This is a genomic window from Frankia tisae, from assembly GCF_025403405.1.
GTDB lineage: Bacteria > Actinomycetota > Actinomycetes > Frankiales > Frankiaceae > Frankia > Frankia tisai.
Genome location: NZ_JANEZT010000021.1, coordinates 20221 through 33821, shown reverse-complemented (window position 1 = coordinate 33821; position 13601 = coordinate 20221). Strand labels below are relative to the sequence as shown.

Here is a 13601-nt window from a genome sequence, read left to right as displayed (position 1 = left end):
GTCGGCCGCGGTGCGGGCGCCGGGGAGCCGGCCACTGGCGGGGAGCGGGCGGACCGGCGGCATCCGCTTGATCACGAAGAACTGCTGACCCATGCTCCACAGGTTGGTGGTGAGCCAGTAGAGCAGCACGGCGATCGGGAACCGGAACCCGAAGACCGCGAGCATCAGCGGGGAGCCGTAGAGCAGGACCTTCTGGACGATCGCCTGCTGCGGGTCCACCGGCCCGGTGCGGGCCATGATCTGCCGCTGGGTCATGAAGGTGGTCAGACCCATCAGCACGATCAGCACGACCGCGAGAATCTTGACGTGGGTGCTGTTCACCCCGAGGAAGTGCACGAAGTCGCTGTCGGAACCGAACTCGCTGGCGAGCGAGATTCCGAAGACCTTGGCCGAGGCGATCTGCTCGACCTGTTCCGCGGACAACCCCACCCGGGGCCGCCAGACGAGGGACCCGTTCGGGCCCTCGTTCATCGGAGCCAGGTGGGTGAACACGTGGAACAGCGAGATGAACAACGGGATCTGGAGCACGATCGGCAGGCAGCCCAGAAGCGGGTTGCCATGCTCCTTCTGCAACGCCATGATCTCTTGCTGCATGCGGGGCTTGTCGTGCCCGTACTTCTCCCGGATCTCCTTGATCCGCGGCTGCATCATCTGCATCGTCCGCTGCGACTTCACCTGCTTGACGAACAGCGGGAAGATCAGGACGCGGACGGCGATGACAAGCAGGACGACCGAGAAGGCCCAGGCGAAGAAGCTGTCGGCGCCGAAGATCGGCGCGAATCCCTTATGGAAGAAGACGATCGCGTTTGCCGCGAGATGGTAAAGGGGATTCAACAACGTTCGGACTCCTCACGCCCACGGTCCGCGACCGGAACCGACGATCTCGGCCCGCGTCCCCTCGGCCGGAGACGGAAAGCCATGCCTGTGGGCCGGCGCGACGGCACCGGTGTGCCCGGGCGCGATCGCGCGGTCACCATGTTCGGAGACGGTCGCCACGCCCCTGAGGTTGCGAACGACTCTCGGCCCCACGCTGGTTCCCGGATCCGTGCCTGTGCTCGACCGGACCCCTGTATCCGACGGTCCGCCGGCGGGCGGGGGACGCCCGGCGGGCGGACCGGCGGACTCGCCGGGGACCGGGTCGTACCCGCCAGCCGACAACGGCTGACAGCGCAGTACCCGGCCGACGGCCAGGGCTCCGCCGCGCACGCCGCCATGGCGGCGAACGGCCGTCAACGCGTAGGCGCTGCACGACGGCTCGAACCGGCACATGCCGGCGTTACGACCGGACCACCCGGCCCGATAGAGCCGCACAAGCCCGGCGAGCGCCCAGGCAAGCGGGCCCCGAACCGCGCCGTCGGCCGTGCGGGCGACGCTCGGCAGGTGCCTGCGGGCCGCCCCGGAGGCCAGGGAAAGATCAATGGCAGCGATCGCCGCCAGCGCCACGAGCAAGACAATCCCGGCGGTCATCGGCTGCTCCCCACCACGGGCCGCGGGGCCCGGACCCGACGCGCGTGGGCATTGTCGCGCGGGGCGTCCGAGGCCGCGCGCGCAGCACGCGCGAGCGCGTCGTCGAGGGCTTGGCCGAGCAGCTCGGAACTGGCCGAGGCCGCCTCCGGCAGAGCGCGCACCACCAGCATGGTCCCCGCAGGCAGCTGGCCCAATCGGGCCCGCACCTGCTCGCGCAGGCGGCGGCGCACCCGGTTGCGCACGACGGCGTTGCCGACCCGGCGGCCGACGACGAAACCCGCTCGCGGGGACTCACCACTAGTTGTCCACAAGCTGTGGACAACTAGTGGGCCGGACCGGGTCCGCCGGCCCGCGGTCCCCACGCGGGCGTGTTCGGCCCGGGTCCGCACGCGGGAACCCTCAGGAAGCATGACAGCCGGGGTACAGCAGGAACCCGCCGTCAGGCGGAGAGCTCGCTGCGGCCCTTGCGACGGCGGGCGGAGACGATGGAACGACCAGCGCGGGTCCGCATGCGCAGCCGGAACCCGTGTGTGCGGGCCCGCCGGCGGTTGTTCGGCTGGAAGGTGCGCTTACTCACGTGAAGACTCCGTCTGCAAGATGGACGCGGGCGGTGAGCTCTGTCGCCGAGGGGGGTGGGCCACACCACACGGCCCGCGCAAGCGCATCCCACGACAAACGGAGCGGTCTAACACCGCGGTTCGACCTAGCCTACACATGCCGGCGCCGCGAACCGACCCGGCGACCGCGCCCCTTTCGCCGTCACCTCGAGCCGGACCGGCCCACCCGGCCCACGACCGTGGCTCGACGCAGCCGACCCGAAGCCACCGCAGGCCCGACCGTGGCCCACACCCGGACGGGCACCGGCCACCGACGTGACTGCTCGTAAGCAAATGCCACACGGCTGGGATTGCCGACCCGGGTCGGCCTGGCCGCCCGGCCAAGGCCCGCCCGTTCTCGTCCGCCCCCGACACAGCCGGGCAGGCGGCGCCTTACGATCCCTGGGCGACATCACGTGCACGCGGGTGCCGGACGGTGCCGGGCAGGCCCGCGTTCAGGGGCCCACCGGCCGGGTGCGCTCTGGCCTGTGGAAAACGCCTGTGGAGAGGGCGATCAGCGGAGGCCGAGGCAGATCCGGATGACGCGCCGGAGTCGAGCGCCGCACGGGGAGTGACCCGCTTACGCCACGCCGGAGGCCCTGCCGCGTCCATGCACAGGTTGTGGACGACGATGTGGAGAACCATCGGGACGAGGCGTCCCGGTCGCGGCCGGACCGGGACCACATCAGCATCCGCGACGTACCCCCCACCTGAGGGGCCAGCACCGCCCGCAAACCGTACCGAACTGCCCGAGGAGCCCCCGTGTCCAACCCCCGCGCCGACTCCGTCGCCGGTCTACCTTTCGGGGAGGAACCTACGGGCGACCCGGACCTGGCCGCGGTCTGGAGCCACGCCGTCGCCGGGGTCGCCGACGGCACGTTGTCCGCCCAGCAGCGCGCGTGGCTACGGCTGACCCGCCCGCTCGGCCTCGTGCAGGACACCGCCCTGCTCGCCGCTCCGAACGAGTTCACCAAGGAGCTTCTCGACTCGCGGCTACGACCGTTCCTGTCCACAGCGTTGTCCACAGCGTATGGACGGGAGATCCGGGTCGCGGTCACCGTCGAGCACCTGCCCGATCCGGAGCCGATGAGCGGTCCGATCAGGATCGTCCGGCCGGGGGAGGGCGACGCACAGCGGGACCCCGGCGGTTCCCGGGGACGCGGATCGGGCGGCGCGGGGGCCACGGACTCCGGCAAGGGGAGGGGATCCGCCGCCTCGCCGGCGGCCGGCGAGGCGGTGAACGGCGAACTGCCCTTCCCCGATTCCACCGAGAGCGCCCCGCCGATGCGGGTGGCTGCGGGACTCGGCCGCGACGCCGCGCCGCTGGAGACCGAGCCTGCGCAGGCCCGGCTGAACCCCCGTTACGTCTTCGAGACCTTCGTCATCGGAGACAGCAACCGGTTCCCCCACGCGGCCGCGGTGGCCGTCGCCGAAGCGCCGGCGAAGGCGTACAACCCGCTGTTCATCTACGGGGACTCCGGGCTCGGCAAGACCCACCTGCTGCACGCGATCGGCCACTACGCGCTGAAGCTTTACCCGAACACCCGGGTCAAGTACGTGAGCTCGGAGGAGTTCACCAACGACTTCATCAACTCGATCCGAGATGATCGCCAGCAGGCCTTCCAGCGCCGCTACCGGGACATCGACGTCCTGCTCGTGGACGACATCCAGTTCCTGGAGAACAAGGAGCGGACGCAGGAGGAGTTCTTCCACACGTTCAACGTCCTGCACGACGGCGAGAAGCAGATCGTCATCAGCTCCGATCGCTCGCCCAAGCAGCTCTCGGCGCTCGAGGATCGGCTGCGCAGCCGGTTCGAGTGGGGCCTGATGACCGACATCACCCCGCCGGACCTCGAAACCCGCATCGCGATCCTGTCGAAGAAGGCCGCCACCGAGCGCCTGCCCGTGCCGCCCGACGTGCTCGAGTACATCGCCACGCACATCGAGCGCAACATCCGCGAGCTGGAGGGGGCGCTGATCCGGGTCGCGGCGTTCGCGAGCCTGAACAAGTCCCACGTCGACCGCACGCTCGCCGAGATCGTGCTGCGGGACCTCATCCCGGACGCCGGCAACCCCGACATCACCGCAGCGGCGATCATGAACGCGACCGCGGCGTACTTCGGCGTCTCCATGGACGACCTGTGCGGCACCTCCCGAAGTCGGGTGCTGGTGACGGCCCGGCAGATCGCCATGTACCTGTGCCGCGAACTGACCGACCTGTCGCTGCCCAAGATCGGCCAGCACTTCGGAGGCCGTGACCACACGACGGTCATGCACGCCGACCGCAAGATCCGCGGCCTGATGGCCGAACGGCGCGCGATCTACAACCAGGTCACCGAACTGACCAACCGCATCAGGGTCCAGGCCCGCCAGCCCTGACGCGGGCAGGGCCCTCCGGCCGCAGCAGGCGGGCGGACACCGGTCCCTGCTCCTGGGACCGCGCACGAGTGGCCCGCGCCCGGGGCCACTGCGGCTGGGCGGACTGCGGTGCGTTCTGCACGGTCTGCGGGCCCGAACCGTCCAGAACGCACCGCAACAGGCGTCGGTTCGGGGGGCACGCTGCCGGGACAGCGCTCAACCCGGAGCCGATCGGCTTCCGACACTCACGCGTCGAGGCGGGCGGGCTGCGCGCCACCCGGCCGGGCGACCCCATGGGGTGAGTGCCACAGCATGGGGGTCGCCGCCGCGGGCATGGACTCCGCGCGGCATCCCCTAGCACACCCACCCGGCGCCCTCGAGCCCACTAGGTGGTGCCACCCACAGCTTGTGGAAAACCTTGTGGACATCCCGGGGGCAGATCGGTGGAAGAAGCCGTGGACAGCCTGTGGATAACTCGGGGATGGCCTGTGGAGGGACAAAGTGGTCCCTGGGGACAACGTCCGAGCATGTGGAAATCCACTGCGCGAACCCACAGCTTCACCCACAGGTTTTGCACCGGCTCATCATGCCTCTGACCTGCGAAAACGTGAGTTATCCCCAGCATCCACAGCCCCTACTACCACCACGAACTTAAATTTTTTCTTCAAAGATCAAAAGCTCTAAGTACTAGGGGGTGTGGACAACTTTTCGCGATCTTGAACGAGCGCGATCTGTGCCACTTCGTGGGCTCCCCGTGACGTTCGCGGTGAGGCCGACCGCCCGCCGAGGCCGCCTGGCACTCTGGGATGCTGATCGGTGTTCCCGACGGGCTGACTCCGAACACCGGAGGGAACGAAGGAGGGCTAACCATGAAGTTCCGGGTGGAACGGGACGAATTCACCGAAGCGGTCGCCTGGACCGCCCGCACGCTGCCGAGCCGGCCGACCACGCAGTTGCAGGTGCTGTCGGGCCTCCTTCTCGACGCCACCGGGCCGATGCTCAAGGTCGCCGCCTACGACTACGAGGTGGCCGCGCAGGGCACGGTGCACGCCACGGTGTCGGAGGAGGGTCGCGCTCTCGTCAACGGCAAGCTGCTCGCGGAGATCACCCGGGCGCTGCCGGCCGCACCGGTCGATCTCGGCATCGACGGCACCCGGCTCGTGATCACCTGTGGCAACGCCCGGTTCGCGCTCCCGATGCTTCCGGTGGACGACTACCCGGCACTGCCGGCCATGCCCCCCGTCACCGGTCACATCGAGGGATCGGCCTTCGCCGCGGCGGTCGCGCAGGTGGCGATCGCCGCCGGGCGCGACGACACCCTCCCGGTGCTCACCGGCGTCCGTATCGAGATCGACGGCGACACCCTCACCCTCGCCGCGACCGACCGCTACCGGCTCGCTGTGCGCACGCTGAAGTGGCGTCCGGACGACTCCGCCGACGACCCGGACGCGGCGCCGGCACCCGTCACGGTGGCCCTCGTCCCCGCTCGTACGCTGCTGGACACGGCCAAGTCGCTGTCCGGCTCCGGGGTGGAGGTTTCGATCGCGCTGGGGACGGGTCCGTCCGGGGAGACGCTCGCCGGCTTCGCGGGTTCCACCCGGCAGACGACCACTCGGCTGCTCGAGGGCCAGTTCCCGCCCTTCCGCAAGCTGCTGCCGGACAGCTCTCCGCTGATCGCCCAGCTCGAGATCGCGCCGTTGCAGGAGGCGGTCAAGCGAGTCGCCCTGGTGGCGGCGAAGACCGCCCCGGTGCAGCTGTCGTTCTCCCCGGATCATCTTGTCCTGGAGGCCGGCACCGGCGGCGAGGCGCAGGCGACGGAGACACTGCCGGTGACCTATGACGGCCCGGAGCTCTCGGTGGCGTTCAACCCGTCCTACCTGCTCGACGCACTCGGCGCGCTGGAGTCCGACATCGTGCGGGTCGGCTTCGCCAGCGCCGAGGACCCGGCCGTCGCGGCGAACAAACCGGCGATCCTCACCGGCAAGTCCGACGGCGACGGCGAGGTGCCCGACTACCGGTACCTGCTCATGCCGATCCGCCTGCACGGGTGACGTGCACCTCACCCACCTGTCTCTCGTCGACTTCCGGTCCTACCCGTCCCTGGATCTCGCCCTCGGTCCAGGAGTGACCACGCTTGTCGGTCGCAACGGCCAGGGGAAGACGAACCTCATCGAGGCAATCGGGTATGTCGCGACGTTGGCCAGCCACCGGGTCTCCGCGGATGCCCCTCTGGTGCGCGAGGGCGCGTCGCACGCCGTGCTGCGGGCGAGGATCGTGCGCGGCGACCGGGCGGCCCTGGTGGAGCTCGAGATCGTGCCGGGGCGGGCGAATCGGGCCCGGCTGAACCGGGCGCCGGTCTCCCGGCCCCGCGATGTCCTCGGGCTGCTGTGCACGGTCCTGTTCGCCCCGGAGGATCTTGCTCTGGTGAAGGGGGACCCGGCGGGGCGGCGGCAGTTCCTTGATGAACTGCTCGTCGCCCGCACCCCCCGGATGGCCGCGGTGCTCGCCGACTACGACCGGGTCCTCAAGCAGCGCTCGACCCTGCTGCGTACCGCCGGGACGGCCCGGCGATCCGGTGGGAAGGGCGACCTGCGCACCCTGGACGTCTGGGATGGCTACCTGGCCAGCTACGGCGCCGAACTACTCGCGGCCCGCCTCGCCCTCGTCGAGGCGCTGCGCCCGGGGGTGGCCGGGGCGTACGCGGCGGTGGCCGGCACGCAGGCCCAGGTCGGGTTCGAGTACCGGGCCAGCGTGCCGCCGCCGCAGCAGCAGGGGCCGGTCCTCCCCGACGGCCAGGCGTGGCCCGACCGCCAGGCGTGGGAGGAGGCGATCCGAACCGAGCTCGTGGCCGCCCGCCCGCGGGAGGTCGAACGCGGGCAGACCCTGGTCGGACCGCACCGCGACGACCTGCTGCTGACCGTCGACGGGCGACCGGCGCGCGGCTACGCCAGCCACGGCGAGTCCTGGTCGCTTGCACTCGCTCTGCGGCTCGCCTCGTTCGAGCTGTTGCGGGCCGACGACCGCGAGCCCGTCCTGCTCCTCGACGACGTCTTCGCCGAGTTGGACGCCGGGCGCCGGTCCCGCCTCGCCGAACTCGTCGCCCCTGCGGAGCAGGTGCTGGTCACGGCCGCCGTCGAGGCGGATGTGCCGGCCGAGCTGGCCGGCACCTGTTTCGTCGTCGCCGCGGGAGAGGTACGCCGTGCCTCCTGAACCCGAGGACGACCAGGGCGCCCCATCCCCATCCCCATCGTCGGGTAAGGGACGCGGCGCCGACCTGGCTCGGGAGATCCTCGCCCAGGCCAAGCGGGACGCCCGCGAGCGGGCGCGGGGACATCGCGGCGGCTCGACCCGCATCGGCGGTTCCTGGCTCGGCCCCTCCGCCGGTGACCTCGGTTCAGCGGGGCCGGCCGGTGGGCCCGGTGGGGAATCCGCGGCCGGGGACCGCGCCGGCCGCCGGCCGCGGTCCGGTGCGGACGACGACCGGGTCCCGCAGCGCCCACGGCTGCCGGGCATCGCCAGCCCCGGCCGGGAGTGGCGTGACCCGGTCTCCTTCGGCGCGGCGATCGGCCGGTTGCTCGCCACGCGCGGCTGGCAGGCGCAGGCCGACGACGCCGGTGTGCTCGCCCGGTGGGACGTCATCGTCGGCCCGGACATCGCCGACCACTGCACTCCGGTCTCGTTGCGGGACGGCGAGCTCGAACTCGTCGCCGAGTCGACGGCCTGGGCGACCCAGCTGCGCATGCTGTCCCGGCAGATCCTCGCCATCCTGCACCGGGAGCTCGGTCCGCAGGTTGTCCGGCGGATCACGGTGCGGGGCCCGACGGCCCCGTCGTGGCGGCACGGATCGATCCGCACCAACGGCCGCGGCCCGCGCGACACCTACGGTTGAGTCGGGCGCCCGAGTCCGGCGCCCGGCCGGGCCGCGGGGCCGAGCCACCGCGGGATCTTCCTGCGCGCCGCCCCGGCTCGCCCCGGCTCGCGCCCGCAACTCGAGGCGATCATGTGGGCGCCGGTTGATCGTCGCGTCGGGTGACCGTCGTGAAGGCGCGTCAAGGCCTCGGGATGCCGCGGTCCGGTAGGGGGGTTCACCATCCCGCCGTACGGGGCGCTGCGCAGTCGTCAGGGGTCACCCTGCGTCCGCTAAAACGGGTCGGCGGGTAGACTGGTGGATACTTCCGCCCAGAACGAGGGGACCCGCCGCGTGGCCTACGATGCAAGTTCGATCAAGGTTCTCGAAGGTCTTGACGCGGTCCGCAAGCGTCCGGGCATGTACATCGGCTCCACCGGGGAGCGTGGCCTGCACCATCTCGTGTACGAGGTGGTCGACAACGCGGTCGACGAGGCGTTGGCCGGCTACTGCGACACGATCACCGTGAGCCTGCTGGCCGACGGCGGCGTCCGCGTCATCGACAACGGCCGCGGCATCCCCGTCGGCATGCACCCCACCGAGAAGCGGCCCGCGATCGAGGTCGTGCTGACGACGCTGCACGCAGGCGGGAAGTTCGACGGCAAGTCCTACGCGGTCTCGGGTGGTCTGCACGGCGTCGGCGTCAGCGTTGTCAACGCGCTGTCGACCCGGCTCGACGTGGAGATCCAGCGGGAGGGCCATGTCTGGTTCCAGCCGTACGTGGGGACCCGGCCGGCCGCGCCGCTGGCGAAGACCGGCACCTCGAAGAAGACCGGCACCTCGGTCACCTTCTGGGCGGACCCGACGATCTTCGAGACGACCGAGTACAAGTACGAGACCCTCACCCGCCGCCTGCAGGAGATGGCCTTCCTCAACAAGGGCCTGACGATCACCCTGATCGACGAGCGTCCCGAGGAACGCCTCGAGGTCACCTACCGGTACACCAACGGCCTGGTCGACTTCGTCGGGCACCTCAACGCCACGAAGGACGCCATCCACCGCAGCGTCATCTCGCTGGAGGCCAAGGGCGTCGGCATCGAGGCCGAGCTCGCGATGCAGTGGAACGGCGGCTACAGCGAGTCGGTCTACACCTTCGCGAACACGATCAACACGCATGAGGGCGGCACCCACGAGGAGGGCTTCCGCGCCGCGCTGACCAGCGCCGTCAACGCCTACGCCAAGGACCAGAACCTGCTCAAGCCGGTGAAGGCGGGCGCCAAGAGCGGCGACGAGCGGCTGTCCGGCGACGACATCCGCGAGGGCCTGACCGCCATCATCTCGGTGAAGCTCGCGCAGCCCCAGTTCGAGGGGCAGACGAAGACGAAGCTCGGCAACACCGAGGCGAAGAAGTTCGTCCAGGAGATGTGCTACTCGGCGCTGAAGGACTGGTTCGAGGTCAACCGGACCGAGGCGCGGGCCATCGTCAACAAGGCGCTCGACGCCCAGCGCGCCCGCATCGCGGCCCGCCAGGCCCGGGACCTGACCCGGCGCAAGGGCCTGCTCGGCGGCACCGGTCTGCCCGGCAAGCTCGCCGACTGCCAGTACACCGACCCGGAGCGCTGCGAGCTGTACATCGTCGAGGGTGACTCGGCGGGCGGCTCGGCCAAGGGCGGCCGGGACTCGAAGTTCCAGGCGATCCTGCCGCTGCGCGGGAAGATCCTCAACGTCGAGAAGGCCCGGATCGACCGCGTCCTGAAGAACACCGAGGTCCAGGCGCTCATCCAGGCCCTGGGTACCGGCATCCACGACGACTTCGACATCGCCAAGCTGCGCTATCACAAGATCGTACTGATGGCGGACGCCGACGTCGACGGCCAGCACATCCGGACCCTGCTGCTGACCCTGCTGTTCCGGTTCATGCGGCCGCTGGTCGAGGCCGGCCACGTGTTCCTGGCCCAGCCCCCGCTCTACAAGATCAAGTGGGGTCGGGAGGACTGGGAGTACGCCTACTCCGACCGCGAGCGTGACGGGCTCGTCCAGCGCGGGGTGGAGTCGGGACGCAAGCTGCCCAAGGACGCCATCCAGCGGTTCAAGGGCCTCGGCGAGATGAACGCGACCGAGCTGTGGGACACCACCATGGACCCGGACAAGCGCATCCTGCTGCAGGTCACCCTCGATGACGCGGCCGTCGCCGACGAGCTGTTCTCCGTGCTCATGGGCGAGGACGTCGACGCGCGCCGCAGCTTCATCCAGCGCAACGCCAAGGACGTGCGCTTCCTGGACATCTGACGCGGCGCAGCGCGGCCGCGGCGGTCCGGCCCCCGCGGCCGCCGCCTGGCACCGGCTGGCCGGGACGGCCCGGGGGAATCGTGGCTGGCGCCCCGCCGGACAGCCCGGCCTCCGCCGGGACGCCCGTCCCACCTGACGACTGATCCCACTGCCCTGGAAGGACCCCGTGGTCGACGTCCTACCGCCGCCCCCCGGCGACCGCATAGAACCCATCGGCATCGAAGTCGAGATGCAGCGGTCATATCTCGACTACGCCATGTCGGTCATCGTCGGCCGCGCGCTGCCGGAGGTTCGGGACGGGCTCAAGCCCGTCCACCGACGGGTTCTCTACGCCATGTACGACGGTGGTTACCGTCCCGACCGCGGGTACTTCAAGTGCTCCCGCGTGGTCGGTGACGTCATGGGTAACTACCACCCCCACGGCGACTCGGCCATCTACGACACCCTCGTCCGGCTCGCGCAGCCCTGGTCGCTGCGCTACCCGCTGGTCGACGGTAACGGCAACTTCGGCTCGCCCGGCAACGACCCGCCCGCCGCCATGCGGTACACCGAGGCGCGGATGGCATCCCTGGCGATGGAGATGCTGCGCGACATCGACCAGGAGACGGTCGACTTCGCCGCGAACTACGACGGCCGTTCGCAGGAACCACTGGTCCTGCCGAGCCGGTTCCCGAACCTGCTCGTCAACGGCGCCGGCGGCATCGCCGTCGGCATGGCGACGAACATCCCGCCGCACAACCTGCGCGAGGTCGCCACCGGCGTCCAGTGGGCCCTAGACCACCCCGAGGCGACCGACGAGGAGATGCTCGAGGCGCTGATCGGCATCGTCAAGGGGCCGGACTTCCCGACCTCGGGCCTGATCGTCGGGCGCAGCGGCATCGAGGACGCCTACCGGACCGGCCGCGGCAGCATCCGGATGCGCGCCGTGGTCAACGTCGAGGAGAACAAGGGCCGCGCCCAGCTCGTCGTCACCGAGCTGCCCTACCAGGTCAACCCGGACAACCTTGCCGAGAAGATCGCCGAGCTGGTCCGGGACAACAAGGTCACCGGGATCTCGGATGTCCGCGACGAGACCTCGGCCCGCATCGGCCAACGCCTCGTCATCGACCTCAAGCGCGACGCCGTCGCCAAGGTCGTGCTCAACAACCTGTACAAGCACACCCAGCTGCAGGACACCTTCGGCGTCAACATGCTGGCGATCGTCGACGGGGTGCCGCGCACGCTGCGCCTGGACCAGATGGTCCGCTACTACGTCGAGCACCAGGTCGACGTCATCGTCCGGCGCACCCGCTACCAGCTGCGCAAGGCCCGCGAGCGACTGCACGTCCTCGACGGTCTGCTCATCGCGCTCGACCACCTCGACGAGGTCATCAGCCTCATTCGCAACGCGGAGTCCGCCGAGGCCGCCCGTGGCCAGCTGATGGAACGCTTCACGCTGTCGGAGATCCAGGCGACCGCCATCCTCGACATGCAGCTGCGTCGCCTCGCCGCCCTGGAACGCCAGCGGATCACCGACGAGGCCGCCGAGCTGCGGGCGCGGATCTCCGAGCTGGAGGCCATCCTCGCCTCGCCGGGCCGCCAGCGAGAGATCATCGGCGAGGAGCTCGCCGAGGTCGTCGAGAAGTTCGGCGACGAGCGGCGGACCCGCCTGGTCCCCTTCGAAGGCGACATGTCCATCGAGGACCTCATCGCCCAGGAGGACGTGGTCGTCACGGTCACGCGCGGCGGCTACGCCAAGCGGACCAAGACCGACCTCTACCGCTCGCAGCGCCGCGGCGGCAAGGGTGTGCAGGGCGCCGCCCTGCGCGAGGACGACATCGTCGAGCACTTCTTCGTCACGACGACGCACCACTGGCTGCTGTTCTTCACCAACAAGGGCCGGGTCTACCGGGCGAAGGCGCACGAACTGCCCGAACAGGCCCGTTCGGCCAAGGGCCAGCACGTCGCGAACATCCTCGCCTTCTCCCAGGACGAGCGGATCGCCGAGGTCATCGCCCTCAAGGACTACGAGGTCGCGCCGTACCTCGTCCTCGCCACCAAGCGCGGGCTGTGTAAGAAGACCGCCCTGAGCGACTTCGACTCCAACCGCGCCGGCGGCCTCGTCGCGATCAACCTGCGCGACGACGACGAGCTCATCGCCGCCCGCCTCGTCGCGCCCGGCGACGACCTGCTGCTGGTCAGCCGCAACGCCCAGTCGATCCGCTTCCACGCCGACGACGAGCAGCTGCGGCCGATGGGCCGGGCCACCTCCGGTGTGATCGGCATGCGCTTCGACGCCGAGGACGAGCTGCTGTCCATGGACGTCGTCGTGCCGGGCACCACCGCCGACCTGCTGGTGGCCACCTCCGGTGGCTACGCCAAGCGGACCCCGCTGGCCGAATACCCGGTGCAGGGCCGCGGTGGCAAGGGCGTGCTGACGGCTAAGATCGTCTCCACCCGCGGCGGCCTGGTCGGCGCGCTCGTCGTCGACCCGGACGACCAGCTCTACGCGATCGCCTCCAACGGGGGCGTGCTGCGCACCATCGCCAAGGACGTCCGCCGGGCTCAGCGCCAGACGATGGGGGTCCGCCTCATCGATCTGGAGACCGGTGTGCAAGTGGTCGGGGTGGCGCGCAATGCTGATGTGGAGGACGCCGACACCCACACCGACCCCGGGGCCGAGGAGAGCTGAGCCCGGGGCCGGTAACGGTCCAGGCCCGGGGCGATGGTGGTCCTCGATGTCGGCGTCGTCCCCCGGCGCCGCGGGGACGCCGAAGCGGGGATCCGGTGTGCGCATGGCCCGCGTACGCCGCCAGGAAGTGAACCGGGAGTAGTCCGTGAGCGACAGTCAGGATGACCGGCCCGCCCGGTCGGCGGTCCACCGCGGTTCCTCCCCGGCCGCCGGGTCGGGAGGAGCGCGGGACGGCGATCGTTCCCGCCGTCCCGGCGGCGACGGCGTGGACGGGGAGCCGGGCGGCGACACGGTGAAGATGCCCGCCGCCGGGGCGTCCGGCGCAGACGGCGCCTCCGCCGGTGGTTCTTCCGGCGGTAGCGCCTCCGGAGGC

10 protein-coding genes are annotated in these 13601 nt (G+C 70.6%); 6 read left to right on the top strand and 4 right to left on the bottom strand.

Annotated elements, in window-relative coordinates:
- From yidC to rpmH, 4 genes are all read right to left on the bottom strand, one after another.
- A partial coding sequence (yidC, locus tag NBZ85_RS03755) for a membrane protein insertase YidC (RefSeq protein WP_261561518.1) occupies positions 1-837 on the bottom strand: 837 nt, incomplete at its 3' end.
- A gap of 12 nt (positions 838-849) precedes the next feature.
- Positions 850-1467 (bottom strand): membrane protein insertion efficiency factor YidD, encoded by a 618-nt coding sequence (yidD, locus tag NBZ85_RS03750; RefSeq protein WP_261559330.1) that lies wholly within the window; start codon positions 1465-1467, stop codon positions 850-852.
- A complete protein-coding gene (gene rnpA, locus NBZ85_RS03745; RefSeq protein WP_261559329.1) occupies positions 1464-1877 on the bottom strand; it encodes a ribonuclease P protein component in 414 nt (137 codons plus the stop codon). The genes yidD and rnpA overlap by 4 nt, the downstream gene beginning before the upstream one ends.
- A 29-nt stretch (positions 1878-1906) precedes the next feature.
- Positions 1907-2044 (bottom strand): 50S ribosomal protein L34, encoded by a 138-nt coding sequence (gene rpmH / locus NBZ85_RS03740; protein WP_009741462.1) that lies wholly within the window; start codon positions 2042-2044, stop codon positions 1907-1909.
- A 781-nt stretch (positions 2045-2825) separates the two neighbouring features.
- On the opposite strand from rpmH, the gene dnaA reads away from it, so the two are divergent.
- The 6 genes from dnaA (at position 2826) to gyrA (ending at position 13228) form a co-directional block, all read left to right on the top strand.
- Positions 2826-4442 (top strand): chromosomal replication initiator protein DnaA, encoded by a 1617-nt coding sequence (gene dnaA, locus NBZ85_RS03735; protein ID WP_261559328.1) that lies wholly within the window; start codon positions 2826-2828, stop codon positions 4440-4442.
- An 848-nt stretch (positions 4443-5290) separates the two neighbouring features.
- On the top strand, positions 5291-6472 hold the full coding sequence (dnaN, locus tag NBZ85_RS03730; RefSeq protein WP_261559327.1) for a DNA polymerase III subunit beta: 1182 nt from the start codon (positions 5291-5293) through the stop codon (positions 6470-6472).
- 1 nt (position 6473) lies between these two features.
- Positions 6474-7631, top strand: a complete 1158-nt coding sequence (gene recF, locus NBZ85_RS03725; protein ID WP_261559326.1) for a DNA replication/repair protein RecF — start codon at positions 6474-6476, stop codon at positions 7629-7631.
- On the top strand, positions 7621-8310 hold the full coding sequence (locus NBZ85_RS03720; RefSeq protein ID WP_261561517.1) for a DciA family protein: 690 nt from the start codon (positions 7621-7623) through the stop codon (positions 8308-8310). The genes recF and NBZ85_RS03720 overlap by 11 nt, the downstream gene beginning before the upstream one ends.
- A gap of 312 nt (positions 8311-8622) precedes the next feature.
- Positions 8623-10557 carry a DNA topoisomerase (ATP-hydrolyzing) subunit B gene (gene gyrB / locus NBZ85_RS03715; RefSeq protein WP_261555076.1) on the top strand — a complete coding sequence of 645 codons (1935 nt, stop codon included), beginning with the start codon at positions 8623-8625 and terminating at the stop codon, positions 10555-10557.
- A 166-nt stretch (positions 10558-10723) separates the two neighbouring features.
- Positions 10724-13228, top strand: coding sequence for a DNA gyrase subunit A (gyrA, locus tag NBZ85_RS03710; RefSeq protein ID WP_261555071.1), 2505 nt, complete (start codon positions 10724-10726; stop codon positions 13226-13228).
- The last annotated feature ends 373 nt before the right edge of the window (positions 13229-13601 follow it).

Bases quoted from the DNA above. Each gene is read 5' to 3' on its own strand.
- dnaN (WP_261559327.1), top strand. From the start codon at position 5,291: ATGAAGTTCCGGGTGGAACGGGACGAATTCACCGAAGCGGTCGCCTGG.
- rnpA (WP_261559329.1), bottom strand. From the start codon at position 1,877: ATGCTTCCTGAGGGTTCCCGCGTGCGGACCCGGGCCGAACACGCCCGC.
- yidD (WP_261559330.1), bottom strand. From the start codon at position 1,467: ATGACCGCCGGGATTGTCTTGCTCGTGGCGCTGGCGGCGATCGCTGCC.